The organism is Qipengyuania flavescens (assembly GCF_029688735.1).
Taxonomy (GTDB): Bacteria; Pseudomonadota; Alphaproteobacteria; order Sphingomonadales; family Sphingomonadaceae; genus Qipengyuania.
The window spans coordinates 123,627-144,488 of sequence record NZ_JARULD010000003.1; the positions used below are offsets into that span (position 1 = coordinate 123,627).

Below are 20,862 nucleotides of genomic sequence, written 5' to 3' on the forward strand. Positions count from 1 at the left end.
CCTCAGCCCGCCAACAGGCGGCAGTGGGAGGGCGGCGTGGCCTTCAACCCGAGAAAGCTCCCGGGCAGGTACCAGTACGCAGCATGCACCAGTGCCGAACCGGCGCCGCGTGCCTTTGCCTTCCGCAAGGCAAGCCAGGCCCCGGCGGCCAGGCCGATACCGATGAAGATATGCTGCGCGAGAATGCCCCAGGCGAAGGGAATAAGGATCCCTGCAAACTCGTCGATGGTCCAGAAGCCGATGAGCTCCGGGTCGTCGAGCCGCCGTGGAACGAGGTACCTGTCGGCCATGCCGCCCTCCTGTCGTGACCGGATCCGCTGATCAGATGACCGCGGTCACGACCGAGGTGACGATCGGAACGCCGGTGCCGACACCGATGCCGACGCCGACCGGCACCGCGACCTGGCCGAGCGAGAAACGCCCGGAGGCGAGACCGATCAGGCCGCCCGCAAGGCTGAGCACAGTGATGATCTTGCCGCCCGAACCTTCGAGGAAGTCGGTGAACTTGGTCAACGCGGGATCGAAGGTGGTATCGGCCCCGGCAAAGGCGGCACCGGCGCAGGCCAGCGCCACGCAGGCGGGAAGAATGTAGTCGCGGCCGCGAGCCCCGTTGGGCGAGCGCTGCTGGACCGGAAGGGCAGTCTTGGTGGTCATGGATGGAACCTTTCGAGGGATTGAACATCAGCCAGCGATGCGTTCGCTGTATGTTCTTTCCTCTCCCCGGAGCCGGGCTGTAGGAAATCGGGAACTGGATTTTGGGGCTGCTGCCCAAGCAAAAAGCGACATCTGGAGGTGCGCAAGCTGGGATTCGCGCAGGTTGATCGCGGATCAGCGCCAACTGTGCCGCGTTTGGCGAGGAGCGTGCCGCCATATGCGCGAACACGACCGGAATTCGCGCGAATCGCCGAAGGAAGCCGATTCGGTGGCTCCTCTATGTTCTGTAATTGTTCTTTTCGTTTTCCTACAGGCTTCCTTCGCGGTTAGCCGGTGAGTCGATCACCTCCAGAGATAAGGATTCGTCGATGACCAACATGGCGCTCTTTGCCGAACAACAGGTTCGCGCCGACCTTGCCCGGCTGCTTTTGGCTGCCGTCGAAGCCAGCGGCCGTGCACGCTGCGACATCGCGCGCAACGCGCAGATCCATAAAGATGCCTTGCGCCGGGTCCTCGCCGGCGAACGCTCGGCCAGCCTCGGAGAAGCCTTGCGCATTCTTGCCGCGTGCGGCGTCGCGCCGCACGCACACCTGCTCCTGTTCCTCGTCAGCAGCGGCGATCATGCGATTGCGTGGCTGCAATCGGACCTCGCGCAGTTCTTCGAGGACTTTTCCGGCGAACTGCCCTCGGCGCTCGAACGAGTCCTAGGCAACCAGGTTCATGAGGTGAAGCCGCGTTGGGCCAAGGGCACGGCACACCGTGTCGCCCGCCTGCTTTCCGATCACATCGATGAGCTCGAACGTAAGGACGCGCTGCTTGGCGATGTCTTCGCCGGTGCCGAAAGAGGCCATCGTGGGTGAAGAGATCGACAAAGGAGCGACGGAGTCTCGCCGGGTGACGCGGCTTATTCGCTTGCCCGAAGTGCAGCACCGCGTCGGGCTTGGCCGTTCGACGATCTACCGTTGGATGAGCGAGGGCAAGTTTCCCAAACCCGTACAGCTCGGAGGCTATTCCGTGGCATGGTCGGAAAGAGAAGTCGAAGCCTGGATTTCGGACCGCCTGAAGTGACCGCTTATTGGTCTGGAGCTGACTGGTTGGAGGCGGACGTGCCATCGACAGGGGCAGTCAAAGGCATCCTTTGCGCGGTCGCCGGATCGAAGCAGTCGGCCCGATACCCTCGAGTATTGGGAGCGCTCGTCGCTGCAAGAACCGAGCTGCTTTCGGAAGCCACCGGCGCCTATTAAGGAACATACAATATTGAGTAGGTCGAGCCGATCATGACAAAGTGCATCGAACAAGATTTCCCGTGTCAAAATCAAGAGTACGATGCGTTCGATCAAATAGCGCTCTTAGAACTAAGCCAGCCAATTTCTGCCCATGAGTTGGTGAACGAGAGCGCATTTTGTGCGGAACTGCCGGTCGACGACGAACTTCGTATTGGGAACATAACGTACAAGCTCTATCTTAAATTCCTCCGTGGTCAGACAGGCCTCTATCACCTGTGGGTAGACTATGACGCCTGCGACGACCATGGCAATTACACGATGTTATGCGTGTATGTCGGGAAAGGGTTTGCTGAGCTTCGCGTTGATAGCCACGTCAAAAAAATGGCCGAAGAATGCCCAGCTATACGTGACATTCACCAGCATGGAGAATCGTCTCTCTAAGTACTACGAGCAATTGTTTCTCGATGTGTACGATTTCGAATTAAACAACATTGAGAATTCTGGCGCAGAACATCTGTTTGCGGTTTGGGATGAGGAACGCCATCACTTGGAAACGCACTTGAATGAGGTTTCCAATCTGAGCAAAATTCAAAGTTTCGACGACTGGTAAGAAGTCGTAATCCGACCGGCCTCAGGTCGAACGAACTCCAGTCTACAGCCCACGCCGTTACCGGTCTGGACGTCTGGTGTTTTGGCGCAGAGCGGCGGCGATATTACACCCCAAAAGCGACCGCCGAGCACGAATATGGCCGCATGATTCTTCAAGAGATCGCACACCTGCGTGGAGCAATGAGAGCTTCCGGATCAGATCGGCTTAATGCCTTCGAATTGGACATCGGCAGCGTGTCCCCGCCAGATGGGCCTTTCAACGTTTTCCGCCAACGCAAAGCCAAAAGATGCGAAATTCCCCAAGTGACTGAGAGCTTCGCATTGCTTAGCGATGGCCTCTACGTTGCTCGGGATCTGAGCCACCTTTTCTGGATATCGCGCTGCTCGTACGATTACCCACTCGGGTCCATTGTCTCCGACAAATCAGATGTTCGGATCGACGTTGGGATTTGAGTGAGTGGACATGATCTCGAAACCCTTCCTTTGGAGCCATTGCTTGACAACTTGAACTGCAAAATCAAGTAGTTCCCAGTCGGTAACCTCAATGAGTTCATCTGAGGCCAGGGAAAACGGATCGACCGATTGCGCGTTTCTAAGGTCGATCAAGCCCCAACCGCCCAACTGCGGTTTCCAGCCTGTCAGCGTCCTTCCCATCGGCCAGAGGTGACCTTCCCCCCGAAAAGTGGTCCGTTTTGAGAGTTAGGATTTCGGCTATTTACGGCTTGAAAGGGGCTGATGAATGGCACGGAAGAGATACACGCCGGAACAGATTATCGGGATACTGCGTGAGGCCGAAGTTCGGCTCTCGCACGGAGAGAAGATCGGGGAGATCAGCCGATCGCTGGGGATTTCGGAGCAGAGTTACTATCGCTGGCGACGCGAGTACGGTGGGCTGAAGGTCAGCCAGGCTCGGCGATTGAAGGATCTCAAGAAGGAGAACCAGCGGCTCAGGAAGGCGGTGTCTGATCTTACGCTCGATGCGCTGATCCTGAAGGAGGTTGTCGAGGGAAAGTACTGAGCCCTTCACGGCGTCGGCTGGCCATCGACCATGTGCAGGAGGCATTAGATATCTGCCAGCGCCGTGCCTGCCGGGTCGTTGCCCAGCACCGCTCGACCCAGCGCAAGCTGCCCGCACCACCAGCCGACGAGAAGCCGCTGACAGCTGCAATCATCCGGCTGGCCCAGCAATATGGTCGCTACGGCTATCGCCGGATCACGGCGCTGCTGCGCAATGAAAGTTGGTTGGTGAACGCCAAGCGGGTCGAGCGGATCTGGCGCCGTGAAGGGCTCAAGGTTCCGCAGAGACAGCCAAAGCGCGGGCGTCTGTGGTTCAACGATGGATCATGCGTGAGGCTGCGTCCGCAATATAGTGGCCATGTGTGGAGCTACGACTTCGTCATGGATCGCACCCATGACGGCAAGGCCTTCCGCATGCTTACCGTGATCGACGAGTACAGCCGCCAGTGCCTGGCGATCCATGTCCAGCGCAAGCTCAAGAGCGATGATGTCCTGGCCGTGCTGACCGAGCTGTTCCAACGCCATGGTCCGCCTGATCACATCCGTAGCGATAATGGCGCTGAGTTCACTTCTCATGCCGTGCGCGACTGGCTCTGGCGGATTGGTGTGAAGACTCTCTACATCGAACCCGGATCACCATGGGAGAATGGCTACAACGAATCCTTCAACGGCAAGCTCAGGGATGAGCTTCTCAACGGGGAGATCTTCTACACTCTGAAGGAGGCAATCATCCTGATCGAGCGCTGGCGTATCCACTACAACACCGTCCGGCCACACTCTTCGCTGGGCTACCAGCCGCCGGCCCCACAAACGATCTTGCCTCGTCCTGCCATGCTGCCTTACGCTGCGCTCCAGGCCGCCCAGCAGGGCGACCCCAACCGCCGGAACTCTAACTTAACCGGTGGACCACCCTGATGGGGCAGGTCAGCAGCATGGTGGCGGCAGGCACCGCTTCGGCAGGTTTCTGTTCGGTCATTTCCACTCTTCTCCCTTGATGTAGCCAATATCGGTGCCGGGCGGCCGTGGTCTAAGCGTTCATTGTGTGTGGTCTTATCAGTTCCATCTAGGAATGAGTGCTATTCCCGCGAAAGCCAGAACAATTCCTGCCAGTAACAACGATTGGTCGGCCAGCAATGCGGCAGAGATGATCAACGCTGCCACCACCGGACCCTTGACGGGGGTGCTGCGGTCCTCTTCCCGCGTCAGATGGTTCAGACTGGCTGGGTCGATGGATACCTGAATCGTACCTGATCGAGCGACCGAGGCAACGTTATCGATTAGCTCGGGCAGCGATGCCGAGAAATCAAGCAGGCCACTGCGGACCTTGGCCAAATGATCCCGCGCGGCTCCGATCGAAAATCGCTCGGCAAACAATTGCATCACGATCGGCTTCGTTTCTTCGGCGATATTGTAGTCCGGCGCCAAAGAGCGAACGAAGCCCTCTGCGGTCAGCAGGGTGCGCAGCAAAATAGCGAGGTCGGGCGGCAATACGAGGCGATAATCGCGCAACAATCCGAAAACCCGATCGAAAATTGCCGCGAATTCTATCCCGGCAAGAGCTGTGCCGCTAAATTCCGCGATCAGCTCATCCAGGTCCATCACCAATTGCGCGCGATCCACGAGTGGATTGCCTGCCCAGTCGAGCAGCAGATCGGCCACCTTGTCTATCTGTCCGTTCGCGATAGCGAAAATCAGTCGGACGATTTCCTGACGCCGCGCGCCGCTGAGAAAGCCGACCGAGCCGAAATCGATGAAGCCTACCTGGTTCCCTTCCATCCAGAAGACGTTGCCGGGATGCGGGTCGCCATGAAACTCTCCATTGAGAAGGATCATCCGTAGCACTGCATCGGCATAGCGCTTCGCGAACTGGGCATTCCCTGCCGGATCAGTTGCCGGGTGCCGCGACGCGGGCTTTCCGCCCAGGGCTTCCTGCACATTGATCGTCAAGCCTGTGAGTTCCCAGTGGATCGCGGGCGTCTTCACCCCAAGCATCTCCAGATAACCGCCAATCCTTTCACAGGCACGTGCTTCTGCCGCCAGGTCCATCTCCCGCGCTAAATTCTTGGCGAATGTCTGAAGGAATTCCACGGGTCGATAGCGGGCAATGTCGCTTGACCGACGCTCGGCGAGGCCCGCGAGCCGTGTCAACAGCCTCATGTCCGCCTCGATCCTGGACGCCATGCCGGGTCGGCGGATTTTCACGATAGTCTCGCTTCCGTCCAGCAGGGTTGCGACATAAGTCTGCGCGATAGAGGCTGAGGCGATCGGGTTTCTCTCGAAAGCGGCGAATTCACGTTCCCAGTCGCTGCCCCAAGCCGATACAATCACCGGTTCGATCTTATCGAACGGCAGCGGTTCCACCTGGTCGTGGAGAGTGCCGAACGCGGAAATCCAGGGTTGTGTAAACAGATCGCTTCTGGTCGCCAGGAGCTGGCCAAGCTTTATTCCGACAGGGCCGACATCGCGCAACAGCGCCACCACCGATGCAGGACGCAAGTCCTCGGTATCTGGCTCATTCTCCGAAACCGGCATAAAGCCAAGCAAGCTTCCGAGATTTTTCAGACCGTGCCGGGCGAAAATCTGACCGAGTTCTGCTAGCCGCGTCAGTTCACCGACACTGTTTTCCAGATCATGCTTCATCGGCTTTCTTCGCAAGTGTCAGCCTGCTTCTGATTCTCCGCAACTTTTCGAAGCATCGTACGCAGGAGGTCGATTTGAGGCGCAGACATTCCCTTCCAGAGAATTTCGTGGAGTCGATCAGCCGCTTCGCGCAGTTCCGGCCAGATGGTTCTTACTTGCTCGGTGAGGTGGAGGTTCCAAACCCTTCGATCGTGCGCCGCCCGCTCTCGCTCGATCAAACCTTTTTCAACCAAAACTGCGACAGCCTGTCCTATCGTCGCCGATTCAAGCTCGAGCAGGCGAGAAATCTCGGTCTGTGTTAGCGTAGGTTCTCGCAACAAGGACGCGATGATCCGCCATTGTGTTTGATTGAGGTCGAGCCCCACGATCAGAGCGTCGAAGGTCCGCCGAGCGGTCCTGTTCACCTCTTCTAGCAAATAAAGGATGTCATCCTTTTCGTTGGGGGCGTAATCACGTATCTCATCTTTCGGCATATGCTTATCCATAGCGCTATCTTGGAAGGCTCGCGCATGCCTGGCGTGTTCAAGCTCAGCGTCAACCATATTCGCTAGCAGTGCCGCCATGCAAACACTCGCTGATTTCACGCTACAGCAGAAACTGAATCCGATGGTCGCTCAAGCTGATAAGGAACCGAACGGCGCTGGGTGAGTGCGGGGGCTCCGGCCACCTCGCCTGCCACGACTGCCGGGATGTTATGATCGCATGCGCTCGGCGTCCCTCATCTGAGCATCAGACCCCCTGAAGGGCAAACGCGGGCGTGAACGCGGGGCATGGGCTCGATTTCGAGTGATTATGGCTCGCTGCCCAGATTGTCATGCATCCTAGCCAGCGATCCGCGTAAGCGCTCCAGTTCCCCAAAACGGATCCCCCCGAGCAAGCGAGCATACATTGCATCAGCTTCTACTCGCATCTTGGGAAGTAGCTCGATTGCGGCAGGGCGTAAATGAACCCGCCAAACGCGCCTGTCGTTCTTCGCGCCTGCGTCTTTCCACCAGCTCAAGTTCTTCCAGGCGATCAATAGTCTGGCCGATGCTAGCGCGCTCTAGCTTCAGTTCCCGAGCCAGCTCTGTCTGGGTCATGCCTGGGCTCCGAAAGATAAGCCAATATACTCCATTGCGTCCGCGTGAGCCCGAATTGTTCAACCGAAGAATCGGCGGTCCTGCGCAAACGCCGGGTCACTTCCTCCATAAGAAAGAACAGCCGATCGGTATCGGTGAGGGAACTTGCCCCCCTTTGTATCCGCGTCATAGCCCGTCATGGCAGCCATCTAGGGCAACCTACCATAGCGGATCAGGAAATAAAGCCGTTTACTGTAAATCGATTTACAATATGAGGTTGCGGTATGCAGTCGCAAACTTTCCATATCGGGGGAAATGGTGGCATCTCCATAGCAGCCGAAGCGACCGGAAATGCCGATGCTTTACCGGTCTTGCTCGCGCATGGGGGCGGCCAGACCCGTCACGCATGGAAACGTGTCACAGCCGATCTCGCCAATGCGGGATTTCGTCCGATCGCAATTGATATGCGCGGTCATGGCGACAGCGAATGGTCTGCCGAGGGCGCTTACGAAACGCGCGACTTCGCTTCAGATCTCGTTGCGATCGCTTCAAAAATGGACCGCAAGCCAGCGCTCGTCGGGGCCTCCCTTGGCGGGTTGGCCGGACTGATCGCCGAAGGACACCTTGCGCCGGGCCGCTTCGCGTCGCTCACTCTCGTCGACATCGCGCCGCGTATGGAGACGGGGGGCGTTATGCGCGTAGTCGGCTTTATGGAGGAGCACGTGGAGACCGGTTTCTCTTCACCGGACGAAGCGGCAGAGGTCATCGCGCGCTACATGCCACATCGCCGCAAGCGCGGAGCCGGCAAGGGCTTACGGCGCTATCTGCGAGAGAAGGAAGACGGCCGCTACTACTGGCATTGGGATCCGGCCTTTATCCGCAACATCACACTAGCCAAGCGAAGCGATCCGGCTCATCAGGAACGCCAGTTTGATGCGCTGAACGATGCAGCCAGCAGGCTTTCGCTGCCATTGCATATTATTCGCGGCGGATCGAGCGATCTGGTTTCCGAAGACGCGGTCGCGCAATTGCTCGAACTTGTTCCACACGCTGAATACACCGACATCGCAGAGGCAACACATATGGTGGTTGGCGATGCCAACGATGCCTTTTCGGCAGCGATACTCGATTTTCTCAAGCGTAATCACAGTCCGCAGGGAGCCGTTACATGACCGATAATCTGACAAGGATCGATCCTAAGCGCCTCGAAGAGATCCTGCAGATTGCCCCGTTTCACCGGTGGCTTGGCCTCACTTTACGGTCATGCTCGAACGAGCAGCTTGAACTGGAGATGCCTTGGCGCGACGAGATCGTGTCAAACCCGGCAATCGGTTCAGCGCATGGCGGCGTGCTCGCCTCTCTGATCGATTTAACCGGGCTCTACACCTTATTGTCGCAAGGTACAGGGGCCAAGGCGACCGCCGATCTGAGGGTCGACTACCACCGCCCGGCAACCTCGGGACCACTCGTAGCATCGGGCAAAATAATCAAGATCGGTAAAAATATCTCGGTCGCTGAAACACGTGTATACGGTCCTACTGGCAACCTTTTGGCTAGCGGCCGCGGTGCCTACGTATGCTAACAGCGTTATCCTAATGGAACTAACTGCAGGGCGAAAATTAGCAGGTCTGTTCCTCGAAGACCTGCAAAATAGTCCCACGACTTTCAGAGCGAATTGCGTCGCGATAGCCGCCTTCCAATGAGTGACGTGACCCCCTGATCTTCCCCCCAGCCGGGATTAGAGCCGAGCTGCGTTGATGCGTATGAGCGCGGTTGAAGCAATGGGCTGCGCAGCGGAGCCCGTAGGGCGTGGCGAAGCAGGCCATTGCTTATCTAGTTCGGCGGCGAACGCCGCCGGTGTCGCGTAGCCAAGGGATGAGGGCGGTCTCTCTCGGTTGTAGTCTTCCACCTGACCTGCCCCATCAGGGTGGTCCACCGGTTAAGTTAGAGTTCCGGCGGTTGGGGTCGCCCTGCTGGGCGGCCTGGAGCGCAGCGTAAGGCAGCATGGCAGGACGAGGCAAGATTGTTTGTGGGGCCGGCGGCTGGTAGCCCAGCGAAGAGGGATTCCTGCAGCGAACACCGCTGCCGGCCTCTCCCTATCACATCATCGACGATATTGAGCACACGGAACTTTTGTTCGGACGCCACCTAGTCGTGAGCAAATAAAAGTTCGAAAAAGAGGGCTCGACACAGCGAAGCGCCGAACCCTCTTGCAATTAGCGAGTAAGTTTAAAACTTGCCGCGCACGGTGATGCCGTAAGTCCGGGGTTCCGCAAGAAAAGCGGAGAACGTTTGTTGCGGAGCCACGAAAGGCGTGTTGAAGGCCACCTGCGTATACCCAACGTCAAACAAATTATTGACCCATCCCTCGATCGCGAAGCGATCCGCAATATTGGTCAGACCCACACGCCCGTTCACTACGACGAAGCTGTCCTGTTCCTTGCCGAAGAGCAGGTCGGAGCCGGTGTTGTAATCACCAGCCATACGAGCGTTCACGAAGACCAGGCCTTCGAGCCCACTGTCGCCGATTGGCGGCGTCCACGTAAGCGACGATGTTGCCACGATCTCTGGTGCATTCGACAGGTTGTCGCCTGGCAGCAAGCGTAGTGCGGGGTCGAGCGGTGCCCCGGTATCGTCCCCGATAAGATTGTCTTCAAAGCTCGTATCAGAATAGGTGACGCCAAGGGTAATATCCAAATCACGAGCGGGCCGTAGATAGGTTTCGATCTCGACACCTTGAGCGATCAGACCTGGTGCAACTTCATCGGAAGAGCATGCACCGGTTGTCGCGCTTGCGTCTCTGTCGGCCCCGCCGAGATCGCTATCGCAACTATTGACCGTCTGCACAATGTAGAACGCCCCATTGAACGTGTTCAACTGGAAGTTACTGAACTCTTGCCGGAAGCCTGCAATGCTAACCCCGAACTCGCGTGTCGAGTATTTGAGGCCGATCTCATATGCATCGACTGTTTCTTCATCGAACTGCAGCGCGGCTGCCGAGATATTGGCCGGATCGAACGCAAGCGGATTTGACAGTGCAGACCTGTCGAGGTTGAAACCGCCCGCCTTGTAGCCGCGTGAATACGAACCGTAGACTAGCAGATCGGGAGTTGGCTTCCAGCTCAGGATAGCCGTGCCGGTAAACTCCTCTTCTTCGCGCGAGTCTTCGAGAGAAACTCCATCGAGCTCCGATGTCGAATTGCCTTGGCAGGAAAGGCTGATGATACCACCGGCCAGAGGTGCCAAAGTCGGAACACCCAGAAAGCCTCCGAGCAGATTGCGGTTTGTCGGACAAACCGTGTTGTCGTTGCGGAAAGTTGCGTCGAAGTCCTTGGTTTCGTTTGTATAACGAAGCCCCAGCGTCAAATCGAGCGTATCCGTGATCGCAAAGATATTATGCGTGAAGAACGCGAAGTTCTCACTCGTCTGATTGTAGACCTCGCTGACCGTTCCCAAATCGCTGATGCTTGCAAGGTTGTTGATACCTGCGAGGATCGCCGGGGTTGCAGCGCCGAATGCCGGGCTTCCGGTCAGCGTACCGTCCAATGCCGCCACGTTGGCACCCAGGCAATTGGAAGCCCCCGGATTGACCAAAGCCGGGTTGATCGCGATAGCGATGCGGCACGCTACGAAATTGCCGTACTGGGTGCCGAACCGCAGATTGTCACGCACCTGCAGTTCTTCATTGGCGTAATACGCGCCGATCAACCAATCGAGTTTGCCATCGAAGGCCTCACCGGTAAGGCGCAGTTCCTGAGTGAATGTTTCAAAGTCTCGAGCAAGAGCATTCTCGGTCGGAGCGCGGTAGAGAATATCGACAGTAGTGTAATCGGTGTCAGATCCCTGGCTGTTGGCATATTCACGGTAGCCCGTGATAGACGTCAACGTGACGTTCCCGAAATCCCAATTGATCTCAGCCGAAATACCGTAGTCTTCGGTTTCGCCTTCATAGCTTCTGCCCGGCGTAGGGTACAGGTCGCGGTTGAATGTATCCTGGGTGAGGGCACGCGGATCCTGCCCAAGCGCAAGCAACACGGGAACGATCGGATTTGCGGTACTCGTCAGGGCGGCCCCATCCGATGGCCTCGTAAAGGGATCAAATCCAGCGCTGATCCGTGCAAGCGGAGCAAACTCGGGCTGGACGAACGTCGCGGCACAGCACGCTTCGTCCTTTTTGGAATAATCCCCGACAAGGCGAATGGACAGGTCGTCATTGGGTTCGAACAGGAGCTGACCGCGGACCAGATAACGATCGCGATTGTTGATCGTCCCGCCGTTGGTAATATCGTTGTAGAAGCCGTCGCGCTCAAAGTAAACGCCGTCCACACGCGCAGCTACGGTGTCGCCAAGCGGAGCGTTTATGCCACCTTCGACGCGGATCGCATCATAGTTGCCATAAGTGAAGGCCCCGTATGCGCTGAAATCGAACTCGGGCGGTGCGGTGTAGATATTGATCAGGCCTGCCGATGAGTTCCGCCCGCCCAGAGTACCTTGGGGACCGCGAAGGATTTCGACCCTGTCGATAGGGCCGAGCTCACTCAGGGCGCTTCCCGAACGAGAGCGATAGACTCCATCGACAAAAACCGCGACCGAACTTTCCAGACCAGGGTTGTCGCCGACCGTGCCGATACCGCGAATACGCGCGGAACCGTTAGCTTCGTTGCCGGTGGAAGACACCAGCAGGGACGGTGCAACCTGGTTCAGCTCACGTATGTCGCTGGCGCCCGAATTCTGGAGGGTTTCTCCGGAAACAGCTGACACGGCGACTGGAACATCCGCCAAGACCTGCGATCGCCCTTGCGCGGTAACAATGATTACGTTTTGGTCTTCGACATCGGCCCCTTCAACCAGATCCGCATCGGGTTCGCCAACATCCTGGGCGAAGGCGGCTGTCGGTGTGAAGGCAAGTGCCGCTGCCAATGCACCAAGGGCGCAATGGTGGCGTGATGGAAATCTTTTCATGTGCCTCTCCTCTAAGAATGTGCCCCATCCTAGGCACTAGTCGATGTTAGAAACGATGCCGATAAGCGCGTTTCATTTCAAGACTTGGTAGATGAATTGACGGATTATTTCACATTGTCGACAAGCATGTGGCAAAAATGCCATGCAGGTCACTACATGCAGGTTTCTAGTAGCCAGAAAGCTTGGAAAATCGGTCCTTTAACCAGCTCGACGAACCGAAGCTCTGCTCCAGCACGCGGGCGCGCTTGAGATAGAAGCCGACGTCGTACTCATCGGTCATGCCGATCCCGCCGTGCAGCTGGATGCCCTCGTTTGCCATGGTGTGCATAACGCGGTTGGCTTCCGTCTTGGCGATGGTCGCCGCGCGCGCCACGCCGAAGCCGGCATCGACGGCTTGCAGGCCCGCCTCGACCGCGCTGCGCATCTGGGCGAGATCGGCGAAGAGGTCCGCCATGCGGTGTTGCAGCGCCTGTAAGCTCGCCAGCACCTGGTTGAACTGCACGCGCTGCTTCAGATAGTCGAGCGTGTCGTCGAACACCTGCTGCGCCATGCCGAGCATTTCGGCTGCGGTGAGCACGCGCGCGCGGTCGAGCACGTCATCGAGCAGGCTGTCGCCGCCATTGGCGAGCTTCTCCGCCGCCGCGCCGTCGAAGGTGACGTCGGCATGGCTGCGCTGGTCGGTCAGCTTGCGGGTGGTGAGCGCGACGCCGTCGCCTTTCTCGACCAGGTAAAGCCCGTCCTTCGCCGCGACGACGAACAGGTCCGCACCATGCGCTTCATGGACGAAGGCCTTGGTGCCGCTCAGCTTGCCGTCGGACACACTGGTCTCGATCTTCGCAGGATCGTGGCTCGGCCCTTCGTCGACGGCGAGGGTGGCGATGGCCTCGCCGCTCGCCAGCCTGGGCAGCCACCTGGCCTTCTGCTCGTCGCTGCCGCCAAGAACGATCGCCGAGGCGGCGACGGTGTTCATCACCAGCGGGCTGGCGGTGAGCGTCTTGCCGAGTTCCTCGACGACGAGGCCCGCGGACAGGAAGCCGAAGTCCGACCCGCCATGCTCTTCGGGGATGATGACCCCGGCCCAGCCCATCTGCGCCATCGTCGCATAGGCGTCGCGGTTGAAGGCTTCGGGCTCGCCGCTGGCGCGGACCTTGCGGAATTCGGTGACCGGGCTTTCGTTGACGGTCCATTCGCGCGCCATGTCGCGCAGCATTTCCTGTTCTTCGTTGAGAACGGCCATTGTCCTTGCTCCCCTCTCTTACTGGTGGTCGAGCATGCCGAGCACGCGCTTGGCGATGATGTTGTTCTGGATTTCGGTCGAGCCGCCATAGATGGTGGTCGCCTTGCCGAAGAGCCACGCGCGCACGGCCTCCAGCTCGCCGTCCGAAAAGCCGTCGCCTTCCCAGCCGAGGCCCTGCAACCCGCGGATTTCGATCAGCAATTCGCTGCGTTCCTGGCTCAGCTTGGTGCCGAGCTTCTTGAGCACAGAGCTGATTTCGGAGACGCCGCCAGCTGCCTTGCTCTCTTCCATCGCGCGGCGCGCGGTGAGCAGGAAGCTGTTCCAGCGGATTTCGAAATCAGCGATCTTGTCGCGCAGCACCGCATCGGCGAGTTCGCCGTCGGCGCCCGTCGGCTGGTACTTCTTGGCGATATCGCCAAGGCTCTGGCCCATGAGACGGGCGAGGCTGCCGCCGCCCGAGATATTGGTGCGCTCGTGCTGCAGCAGGCGCTTGCCGATGGTCCAGCCCTGGCCTTCCTCGCCGACGAGGTTTTCCTTGGGCACCTTCACGTCGGTGAAAAAGGTTTCGCAGAACGGGCTGGTCCCGCTGATCATGGTGATCGGGCGAACTTCGACACCGGGCTTGTCCATGTCGATCAGCATGAAGCTGATGCCCTTGTGCTTGTCGCTCTTGTCGGTTCGCACAATTGCAAAGCACTTGTCGGCCCATTGGCCGCCGCTGGTCCAGGTCTTCTGGCCGTTGACGAGGTAGTGGTCCCCCTTGTCCTCGGCAAAGGTCTGGAGGTTGGCAAGGTCGGAGCCGGCATTGGGTTCCGAATAGCCCTGGCACCAGCGGATCTCGCCGCGGGTGATCGGCGGGATGTGTTCCTTTTTCTGCGCCTCGTTCCCGTATTCGAGCAGCGTCGGCCCGAACATCATGACGCCCATGCCGCCGATCGGGTTGTAGGCACCCGCCTTGGCGAATTCCTGGTCGATGATCTTGGCCTGCGCCTTGGTGAGGCCGCCGCCGCCGTATTCCTTCGGCCAGGTGGGGGTGCCCCAGCCGCGCGCGCCCACGGCTTCGCGCCACTTGGTCTGCGCCGGCGTTTCATTGGTGGGGCCGTCCACGCCGGCCAGCGCGTTCGACTGGCCCTTGAGTTCGGCGGGAAAATTGTCCGCCAGAAACTGCTGCACTTCCGCGCGGAAGGCGTCTTCGTCGGTCTGGGTTGCGGGCTCGATTTGTGTGGCCATGGGTGTTTTCTCGAAGAATCAAGGAAAGACAGATAAGAATGTAGGCTACGGGGACGAGGATCCCTCCGTCAGTATTGTTGTTCGGGTAGGTGAAGAACCAATCCATCCAGCATCGGCTTCATCGGAATCTGACAGGCAAGGCGACTGTATTCAGTGGTGCCTTCGGCGAACTGCAAGAGGTCGGCCTCCATTCCATCATGCATAAGCCGACCCACCTTGTCGATCCATTCGGGATCGACATGCACATGACAGGTCGCGCAAGCACATACCCCTCCGCAATCGCCATCGATACCCGGCACGTCATTGTATAGCGCCGCTTCCCTGGCTGTCTCGCCTTCTTCTATTTCGACCTCCCGTCGCTCACCATCGCTAGCCACGAACGTAATTTTGATCATCTTGAACTCCGCATTTCGATCTCGAGAGTCAGCGGGCGCGGAGCCGCACCGGCAGCCTGGTGATTCCGCGGACGAGGTTTGAAAAAAGACGCTCTGGTTCACCTGTAACCTCGACCCGGGAAAAGCGCTTGTGAATTTCTTCCCAGATGATCCGCAGCTGCAGTTCCGCGAGCCGGTTTCCCATGCAGCGGTGAATGCCATAGCCGAATGAGAGGTGATGGCGCGGATTTTTGCGGTCGATGATGAACTGGTCCGCGCGCTCGATAGCACTCTCGTCGCGGTTGCCTGACAGGTACCACATCACCACCTTGTCGCCCTTCTTGATCTGTTTGCCGCCGATCTCCCAATCTTCCAGCGCGGTGCGGCGCATATGAGTGAGGGGGGTCTGCCAACGGATGATTTCCGGAACCATTTTGCTAATGAGCGAAGGATCCGCGTCGAGTTTCGCGTACTCGTCCGGGCTTTGGTTCAAGGCGAGCACGCCGCCGCTGATGGAATTGCGTGTTGTGTCGTTTCCACCGACGATCAGCAGCATAAGATTGCCGAGAAACTCGAGGAACGGCATGTCGCGCGTGGCGGGAGAATGAGCCATCATCGAGATGAGGTCGTTCTTCGGCTCCTCGTTTATCCGTTCGTCCCACAGAGTCTTGAAATACATCGCGCAACCGATGAGTTCTTCGCGCCGCGCCTCGTAGGATTCGACGATCCCGGTTTCAGGTGCCGCAGTTGCTACATCGGACCAGCGCGTCAGCTTGCGCCGCTCCTCCCAAGGGAAATCAAACAAGGTTGCCAGCGTCATCGTCGTCAACTCGATCGCAACCTTATCCACCCAGTCGAAATCTTCGCCAATCGGGAGTTCATCGAGAATCTCTCCCGCGCGCTTGCGGATGATCGGCTCGAGCAGTTGCAGGTTGGACGGAGCCACTGCCGGAGTCACCGCCTTGCGCTGCTGATCGTGCTTGGGCGGGTCCATCGCTATGAACATTTCAAGTTCGAGCGCGCCTTCCACCGAATGCATGTCCTGGATTGCAATTCCGCCTAGCTTCGCTTCCGAAGAGAAGACCTTATGATTGGTGTCCACCGACATGATGTCGTCGAACTTGGTAATGGACCAGTAAGGGCCGACATAGCTCTCGCGGCAGTAGTGGACAGGTTCTTCGGCGCGCAACCTGTCAAAAAATAGACCGATGGTATCGTTCTGAAACAGGCTTGGCCGGGCCACGTCGATTTCCTCGATCGGAATTGACGCGATCCTCGCCGCGGCATCCGGCTCGGCGATCTGGCTGTCCATAAGAACTATTCCTTCTACATCTCAGGCCTGATCGGCCTTCAGTCATCCTTAAGGGAGACATCTCGTGCAGTCAATAAATCGTATACTCTTTTAGTCCCTTGCAGACACCAATCCCATCGGATAGTGTGCCGATCCAGCGAAGGTTTGCTAATATCCTTATACTGTTTATTCGAGAGGTGCGGGTGTGCTGATGAGTGGCGGATGCCGGCGATGAAGAAGGCCAAGCGTGCCCTTTCTCTTGCGCAAAGCATCGTGAGGGACATCGAGGCGGGTCGCCATAACCCGGGTGACAGGCTTCCGCGCGAGGATGAAATGCTCGCGCGTTACGAGGTTGCGCGCGCAACTTTGCGGGAGGCTTTGCGGTTCCTGGAATTGCAAGGGGTCATCCATCTCCAGCTCGGCCGTGGTGGAGGTCCCGTCGTAGCCCGTCCGCAGACCGGCGATTTTGCAAGCAGTTTGTCATTGATTCTGCATTTCATGGAAGCCGATTTGCGTGGTTTGCTTGAATTGCGCGAAGCAATTGCTCCCGATGTCGCAGGGTATGCAGCCCAGCGTGCAACTACCGCTGATCTCAGCGCGTTGGCAGGGTGTCTGGCGGAATTGAGGCATCATGAAGCCTCTGATCAATTCGAGGAACTTAATCGCAGATTTCACGACTTGTTGGGTTGGGCGAGCGGCAATCCGCTGTTCGGTTTGCTGACCTCTGCGATGCATCTGTTGACCCGCGAGTTTTCCCATTCGCTGGGATATTCGGCACAGGAACGGGCGGTGCAGATGAAGTTTCTGGTGCGGGTGCTCGAGGCAGTGCGGACTGGCGACAGCGCCGCGGCCCGTCAAGCAATGAGCCGGTTGGTGGCCGGCTCTGCCGTCTATCTTTCGGAGCGCAGTCCCGAGCTGGTCTCGCAGCGGGTGCGGTGGGGGCAGCTGTAGAATTTTCAATAGTTTGAGTGTGCGTTTAGGCAAGTGGCTGGAGAGGAAGAATGGCGTTGAAGAGCCGAATATGCGAAATGCTGGGGATCCGGTACCCGATCCTGCTTGCCGGGATGGGCGGAGCGAGCGTTCCGGCGCTGGCGGCTGCGGTTTCGAATGCCGGCGGGCTCGGGGTCCTGGGTGCCGCGGCGTGTTCGCCCGATCAGTTGCGTGACTGGATTCGCCAGACCCGGGAATTGACCGACAAACCTTTCGGTGTCGATACGCTGCTCCCCGCGTCGGTCAGGCGCGGCTCTGCCCCTCAAAGCGGTGCTGCACCCCAAAATCCCATGGATCTGATGGGTGAATATCAGCAGTTCGCGCGCGACTTCATGGATCGTGAAGAGCTTCCGGAGGTCGATGCTGCCGCCGCCATGCGGGCGGCGGGCGCGCCTGAAATGGGCAAGGGCGGCCCGCAGTTGTTCTCGAAGGAATTCTTTGAGGCGCAGATGGAAGTGGTGATCGAGGAAAAGGTGCCGGTTTATGCTGCCGGCCTTGGCAATCCTGAACCCTGGATGGATCGGCTCCATGCCAATGGCACCAAGGTCATGGCGGTGATCGGCAAGGTCAAGCACGCCGAACAGGTCGTCGGGTCGGGCATCGACATGATCGTCGCGCAAGGGCACGATGGCGGAGGTCACAACTCGCCGATCGGGACTATTTCCTTGATTCCCCAGGTGGTCGACGCCGTTGGCGATCGTGTTCCTGTCCTTGGGGCCGGCGGTATCTCGGATGGCCGGGGTGTTGCCGCTGCGATGATGCTGGGGGCAGAGGGCGCGTGGGTCGGCACGGCATTTCTCGCGACCGAGGAAGCGGGCATCGAGCGCTTCCAGAAAGAGGCGATCACCGAAAGCGGCGATACCGATACGGTCGTTAGTCGATCGCTTACCGGCAAACCGGCGCGCATGATCCGGAACAAATGGGCCGACGCCTGGGTGCAGGCCGGAAAGGAACCTCTGCCGATGCCCTATCAGTCGATGATCTCCGGCCCGGTCATGGCCTCCGGGATCAAGGCCGAGCGCAAGGATGTCATCCCCGGCTTCGCGGGGCAAGGCATCGGCCTGATCGATTCGATCCGGCCTGCCGCCGAAGTGATGCGCGACCTGGTCGATGGAGCCGAGAAGGCGTTGGCGTCCGCTGGTATCTACAAGTGAAGCGCAGGAGGCAAGAAGATGGCTTACGCCAAAGGTCATGAATTGCGCCGCCCCGTAGAGCCTCTCAGAGCGCTGGGGCAATGAGGCAGTTGATTGCCGACAAGGAGGATACGGCGCAGGTGTTCCGTATCGTCAAGGCATTGTCGGGCAATTCCTATTATCGGAATTTCAATCGCTTCATGAAGTCGAGCGATGGGCGGCGTATCGCTTCCGACCGGGCCGACCTACTTGAAACCTTGTGCGATCGCAAACGCCTTGCGACCTGTGCGTCTGGCACGCTTGGCCGAGCCTACCTCGATTTTGTTTACGGGGAGGGTCTGACAGCAGAAGGTCTGGCGGAAGCCAGCGAGGCCGGAGGTCTGGAGGACCTCGGCGACCCCGATGTTTCCCTCTATCGTCGGCGCCTTCGCGATTCGCATGACCTGTTTCATGTCGTCACCGGATACGGCAGGGACGCACTGGGCGAATTGTGCGTGCTGTCCTTCGGAAACGCGCAATTCTATAATCACGGGATCGCTTTCATCGTGGGCGTCGGCATTCCCAAGATGAAACTGGAAGCTGCCCAGTTGCCAGTGGCGCGCGCTGCATTTGAAGCGTGGCGCCGGGGCCGGGCTGCAGCCGATCTGACCACCTTCTACTGGGAAGAAAATCTCGATCGTCCGTTGGAGGATGTCCGCCGCGAGTTGCGACTGCGTCCGCCGGAGACCTATCAGAGGGTGCGCGCTCTTTCCGAACAGCTCGAACGCGATTACCAGGCGGTCAGGCAGGCATGAGCTTAAGCGACAAATCGGCCATCACCGGAGTGGGCGAAACCGCTTTCGTGAAAGGCACCGAGAAAACCGCGGTCGACATGATGCTGGAAGCATCGCGCAAAGCCATAGCAGATGCAGGGCTGAAGCCGTCGGATATCGACGGCATGGTTCCTCCGCCGATCTACACCACCTCGGAAGAGATGGCGGCTAACCTCGGTATCGAAGTTCTGCGCTATGCCTCTACGGTCCACATGGGCGGGGCGAGCCCTACCACGGCACTCCAGAACGCCGCGATGGCAATTGCCAGCGGCTTATGCGACCATGTGCTGGTGACGCTCGGGTGGAACGGTTATTCCGCCTTGCGGCCCAAGCCTGGCGCACCGCCGACGCGGCCGATGAACATGAACACCCTGACGAATACGATCCAAGGCTATTACATTCCGTATGGCGTGTTCCTGCCGGTGCAGATGTATGCCTGGCTCGCCACCCGGCACTCCCGAATTTACGATATCGGCCCGGAAGCGATGGCGGCCGTTGCACTGGCGTGCCGTCGCCATGCGCAGATGAATCCGCAGGCCTTCACTTATGGCCGGGAACTGGATGCCGAAACCTACCATTCCGCGCGCTGGATATCCGAACCCTTTCGCCTCTACGATTGCTGTCTGGAGACTGACGGGGCATGCGCAGTCGTGGTTTCGCGAATAGACCGCGCCAGGGACATGCCGCATGTTCCCGTGAGCATCGCCGGTGCGGCTGAAGGGCATCCTTACCCCGCCGACGATATCCCTTCGCGTCCCGACCCCTTCAAGATCGGCCTGAGCTACGCCGCGCCGCGCGCGTTCGAAATGGCGGGGGTCGATCGCGAAGACATGGATTTTCTGCAGATCTACGACTGCTTCACCTACGTGGTTCTCCTTCAGCTGGAGGCCCTGGGCTATTGCGAACCAGGTGGACAGGCAGAGTTCGTCGCGAATGGCCAGATCGAGCTGGGCGGGCGCTATCCCGTCAACACCCATGGCGGCCTGCTGAGCGAGGCCCATGTTTGGGGACTGAACCATGTCGTCGAGGCGGTGCGTCAGTTGCGCCACGATTGTGGGGAGCGGCAGGTCGAAGGCGCCCAGACCGGCCTGGTGACCGGCTGGGGCGATCTGGGTGACGGCAGTATAGCGATTTTGAGGAGGTTTGCGTGAGCGACGAGAAAGATCTGCCGCCCAAGATGCGCCCCTCGGCGCAGGCCGCACCAGCCAAGCCAAAGCCGCGCCCGCAGGATCCGGTGGAGCAGGAATTCTGGAACCGGTGTCAGGACGGCAACCTTTACTTCCAGCAGTGCGAAGGATGCGGCAGTTTTCGGCATTTGCCGCGCTATATGTGCGCCCGATGCGGTTCTCCTGAATGGTCGTGGGAGCGTAGCACCGGCAATGGCACGCTGTTTTCCTGGACGGTGACCCATCAGGCACTGCATCCCGCCTTCGCCGGCGAGATTCCCTTCATCGCTGCGGTGGTGGAACTGGAGGAGGGAGTGCGCATGGCAACCCGGCTGGTCGATTGCGCGCTCGACGAGCTTGAGCTCGATCTGCCGGTCACGCTGGATTTCGAGCCGATCTCCGAAGATTTTCGCCTGCCAGTATTCCGACCCGTCGCGATCGCGCGCGCAGAAGGATAGACCAA

Annotated in this window: 21 protein-coding genes and 2 pseudogenes; 11 read left to right on the forward strand and 12 right to left on the reverse strand. The window is 58.9% G+C overall.

Annotated elements, in window-relative coordinates:
* Positions 1 to 2: 2 nt before the first annotated feature.
* Positions 3 to 290 carry a type IV conjugative transfer system protein TraL gene (gene traL / locus P8R33_RS10420; protein WP_011415885.1) on the reverse strand — a complete coding sequence of 96 codons (288 nt, stop codon included), beginning with the start codon at positions 288 to 290 and terminating at the stop codon, positions 3 to 5.
* A gap of 31 nt (positions 291 to 321) precedes the next feature.
* Positions 322 to 654 carry a hypothetical protein gene (locus P8R33_RS10425; RefSeq protein WP_006834207.1) on the reverse strand — a complete coding sequence of 111 codons (333 nt, stop codon included), beginning with the start codon at positions 652 to 654 and terminating at the stop codon, positions 322 to 324.
* A 368-nt stretch (positions 655 to 1,022) separates the two neighbouring features.
* On the opposite strand from P8R33_RS10425, the gene P8R33_RS10430 reads away from it, so the two are divergent.
* The 3 genes from P8R33_RS10430 to P8R33_RS10440 all read left to right on the forward strand — a co-directional run bounded on the left by P8R33_RS10430 (position 1,023) and on the right by P8R33_RS10440 (position 2,321).
* The gene (locus tag P8R33_RS10430; protein WP_209198259.1) at positions 1,023 to 1,514 is read left to right on the forward strand and encodes a hypothetical protein; all 492 of its coding nucleotides are present in this window, start codon (positions 1,023 to 1,025) and stop codon (positions 1,512 to 1,514) included.
* Positions 1,507 to 1,722: a helix-turn-helix transcriptional regulator gene (locus P8R33_RS10435; RefSeq protein WP_063511184.1), complete on the forward strand. Its 216-nt coding sequence runs from the start codon at positions 1,507 to 1,509 to the stop codon at positions 1,720 to 1,722. The genes P8R33_RS10430 and P8R33_RS10435 overlap by 8 nt, the downstream gene beginning before the upstream one ends.
* 209 nt (positions 1,723 to 1,931) lie before the next feature.
* Positions 1,932 to 2,321: a hypothetical protein gene (locus P8R33_RS10440; RefSeq protein WP_196793211.1), complete on the forward strand. Its 390-nt coding sequence runs from the start codon at positions 1,932 to 1,934 to the stop codon at positions 2,319 to 2,321.
* Positions 2,322 to 2,684: 363 nt separating this feature from the next.
* Here the strand turns inward: P8R33_RS10440 and P8R33_RS14845 are convergent.
* Positions 2,685 to 3,143, reverse strand: a pseudogene (locus P8R33_RS14845) (DUF8840 domain-containing protein).
* An 85-nt stretch (positions 3,144 to 3,228) separates the two neighbouring features.
* On the opposite strand from P8R33_RS14845, the gene P8R33_RS10450 reads away from it, so the two are divergent.
* A protein-coding gene (locus tag P8R33_RS10450; protein WP_369765956.1) for an IS3 family transposase occupies positions 3,229 to 4,421 on the forward strand; the annotation gives its coding sequence in 2 pieces (ribosomal slippage) (positions 3,229 to 3,478 and positions 3,478 to 4,421; 1,194 coding nt in all).
* Between the two features lie 138 nt (positions 4,422 to 4,559).
* Here the strand turns inward: P8R33_RS10450 and P8R33_RS10455 are convergent.
* The 3 genes from P8R33_RS10455 to P8R33_RS10465 form a co-directional block, all read right to left on the reverse strand.
* Positions 4,560 to 6,146, reverse strand: a complete 1,587-nt coding sequence (locus tag P8R33_RS10455; protein ID WP_006834199.1) for an ABC1 kinase family protein — start codon at positions 6,144 to 6,146, stop codon at positions 4,560 to 4,562.
* Positions 6,143 to 6,709 (reverse strand): MarR family winged helix-turn-helix transcriptional regulator, encoded by a 567-nt coding sequence (locus P8R33_RS10460; RefSeq protein WP_006834198.1) that lies wholly within the window; start codon positions 6,707 to 6,709, stop codon positions 6,143 to 6,145. Before P8R33_RS10460 ends, P8R33_RS10455 begins: the two co-directional genes overlap by 4 nt.
* A gap of 330 nt (positions 6,710 to 7,039) precedes the next feature.
* Entirely contained in the window at positions 7,040 to 7,225 is a 186-nt protein-coding gene (locus P8R33_RS10465; protein ID WP_228135198.1) for a MarR family transcriptional regulator, read from the reverse strand.
* Between the two features lie 263 nt (positions 7,226 to 7,488).
* Here P8R33_RS10465 and P8R33_RS10470 point away from each other — a divergent pair, with 263 nt between their 5' ends.
* Together P8R33_RS10470 and P8R33_RS10475 are read left to right on the forward strand one after the other, a co-directional pair.
* A complete protein-coding gene (locus P8R33_RS10470) occupies positions 7,489 to 8,376 on the forward strand; it encodes an alpha/beta fold hydrolase (RefSeq protein ID WP_006834196.1) in 888 nt (295 codons plus the stop codon).
* Positions 8,373 to 8,786: a hotdog fold thioesterase gene (locus P8R33_RS10475; protein WP_006834195.1), complete on the forward strand. Its 414-nt coding sequence runs from the start codon at positions 8,373 to 8,375 to the stop codon at positions 8,784 to 8,786. Before P8R33_RS10470 ends, P8R33_RS10475 begins: the two co-directional genes overlap by 4 nt.
* 156 nt (positions 8,787 to 8,942) lie before the next feature.
* On the opposite strand, the pseudogene P8R33_RS10480 reads toward P8R33_RS10475, so the two are convergent.
* The 6 genes and pseudogenes from P8R33_RS10480 to P8R33_RS10505 form a co-directional block, all read right to left on the reverse strand.
* Positions 8,943 to 9,122: pseudogene (locus P8R33_RS10480) on the reverse strand (IS3 family transposase); the annotation flags it as partial.
* 311 nt (positions 9,123 to 9,433) lie between these two features.
* Positions 9,434 to 12,166, reverse strand: a complete 2,733-nt coding sequence (locus tag P8R33_RS10485; protein ID WP_067506369.1) for a TonB-dependent receptor — start codon at positions 12,164 to 12,166, stop codon at positions 9,434 to 9,436.
* Positions 12,167 to 12,332: 166 nt separating this feature from the next.
* A complete protein-coding gene (locus P8R33_RS10490) occupies positions 12,333 to 13,403 on the reverse strand; it encodes an acyl-CoA dehydrogenase family protein (protein WP_067506366.1) in 1,071 nt (356 codons plus the stop codon).
* Between the two features lie 18 nt (positions 13,404 to 13,421).
* On the reverse strand, positions 13,422 to 14,633 hold the full coding sequence (locus P8R33_RS10495) for an acyl-CoA dehydrogenase family protein (RefSeq protein WP_063511641.1): 1,212 nt from the start codon (positions 14,631 to 14,633) through the stop codon (positions 13,422 to 13,424).
* A gap of 68 nt (positions 14,634 to 14,701) precedes the next feature.
* Complete coding sequence (locus P8R33_RS10500) at positions 14,702 to 15,028, reverse strand: 2Fe-2S iron-sulfur cluster-binding protein (RefSeq protein ID WP_006834191.1); 327 nt, start codon at positions 15,026 to 15,028, stop codon at positions 14,702 to 14,704.
* A 28-nt stretch (positions 15,029 to 15,056) separates the two neighbouring features.
* The gene (locus P8R33_RS10505; protein WP_063511642.1) at positions 15,057 to 16,319 is read right to left on the reverse strand and encodes a cytochrome P450; all 1,263 of its coding nucleotides are present in this window, start codon (positions 16,317 to 16,319) and stop codon (positions 15,057 to 15,059) included.
* A gap of 210 nt (positions 16,320 to 16,529) precedes the next feature.
* Between P8R33_RS10505 and P8R33_RS10510 the strand changes: the two genes are divergently transcribed.
* The 5 genes from P8R33_RS10510 to P8R33_RS10530 all read left to right on the forward strand — a co-directional run bounded on the left by P8R33_RS10510 (position 16,530) and on the right by P8R33_RS10530 (position 20,857).
* Positions 16,530 to 17,249, forward strand: a complete 720-nt coding sequence (locus P8R33_RS10510; protein ID WP_225982198.1) for a FadR/GntR family transcriptional regulator — start codon at positions 16,530 to 16,532, stop codon at positions 17,247 to 17,249.
* 50 nt (positions 17,250 to 17,299) lie between these two features.
* Positions 17,300 to 18,442 carry an NAD(P)H-dependent flavin oxidoreductase gene (locus P8R33_RS10515; protein WP_063511644.1) on the forward strand — a complete coding sequence of 381 codons (1,143 nt, stop codon included), beginning with the start codon at positions 17,300 to 17,302 and terminating at the stop codon, positions 18,440 to 18,442.
* An 80-nt stretch (positions 18,443 to 18,522) separates the two neighbouring features.
* Positions 18,523 to 19,215 carry a Coq4 family protein gene (locus tag P8R33_RS10520; protein WP_063511645.1) on the forward strand — a complete coding sequence of 231 codons (693 nt, stop codon included), beginning with the start codon at positions 18,523 to 18,525 and terminating at the stop codon, positions 19,213 to 19,215.
* Positions 19,212 to 20,384, forward strand: coding sequence for a thiolase C-terminal domain-containing protein (locus tag P8R33_RS10525; protein ID WP_006834186.1), 1,173 nt, complete (start codon positions 19,212 to 19,214; stop codon positions 20,382 to 20,384). Before P8R33_RS10520 ends, P8R33_RS10525 begins: the two co-directional genes overlap by 4 nt.
* Complete coding sequence (locus P8R33_RS10530; protein WP_006834185.1) at positions 20,381 to 20,857, forward strand: Zn-ribbon domain-containing OB-fold protein; 477 nt, start codon at positions 20,381 to 20,383, stop codon at positions 20,855 to 20,857. Before P8R33_RS10525 ends, P8R33_RS10530 begins: the two co-directional genes overlap by 4 nt.
* The last annotated feature ends 5 nt before the right edge of the window (positions 20,858 to 20,862 follow it).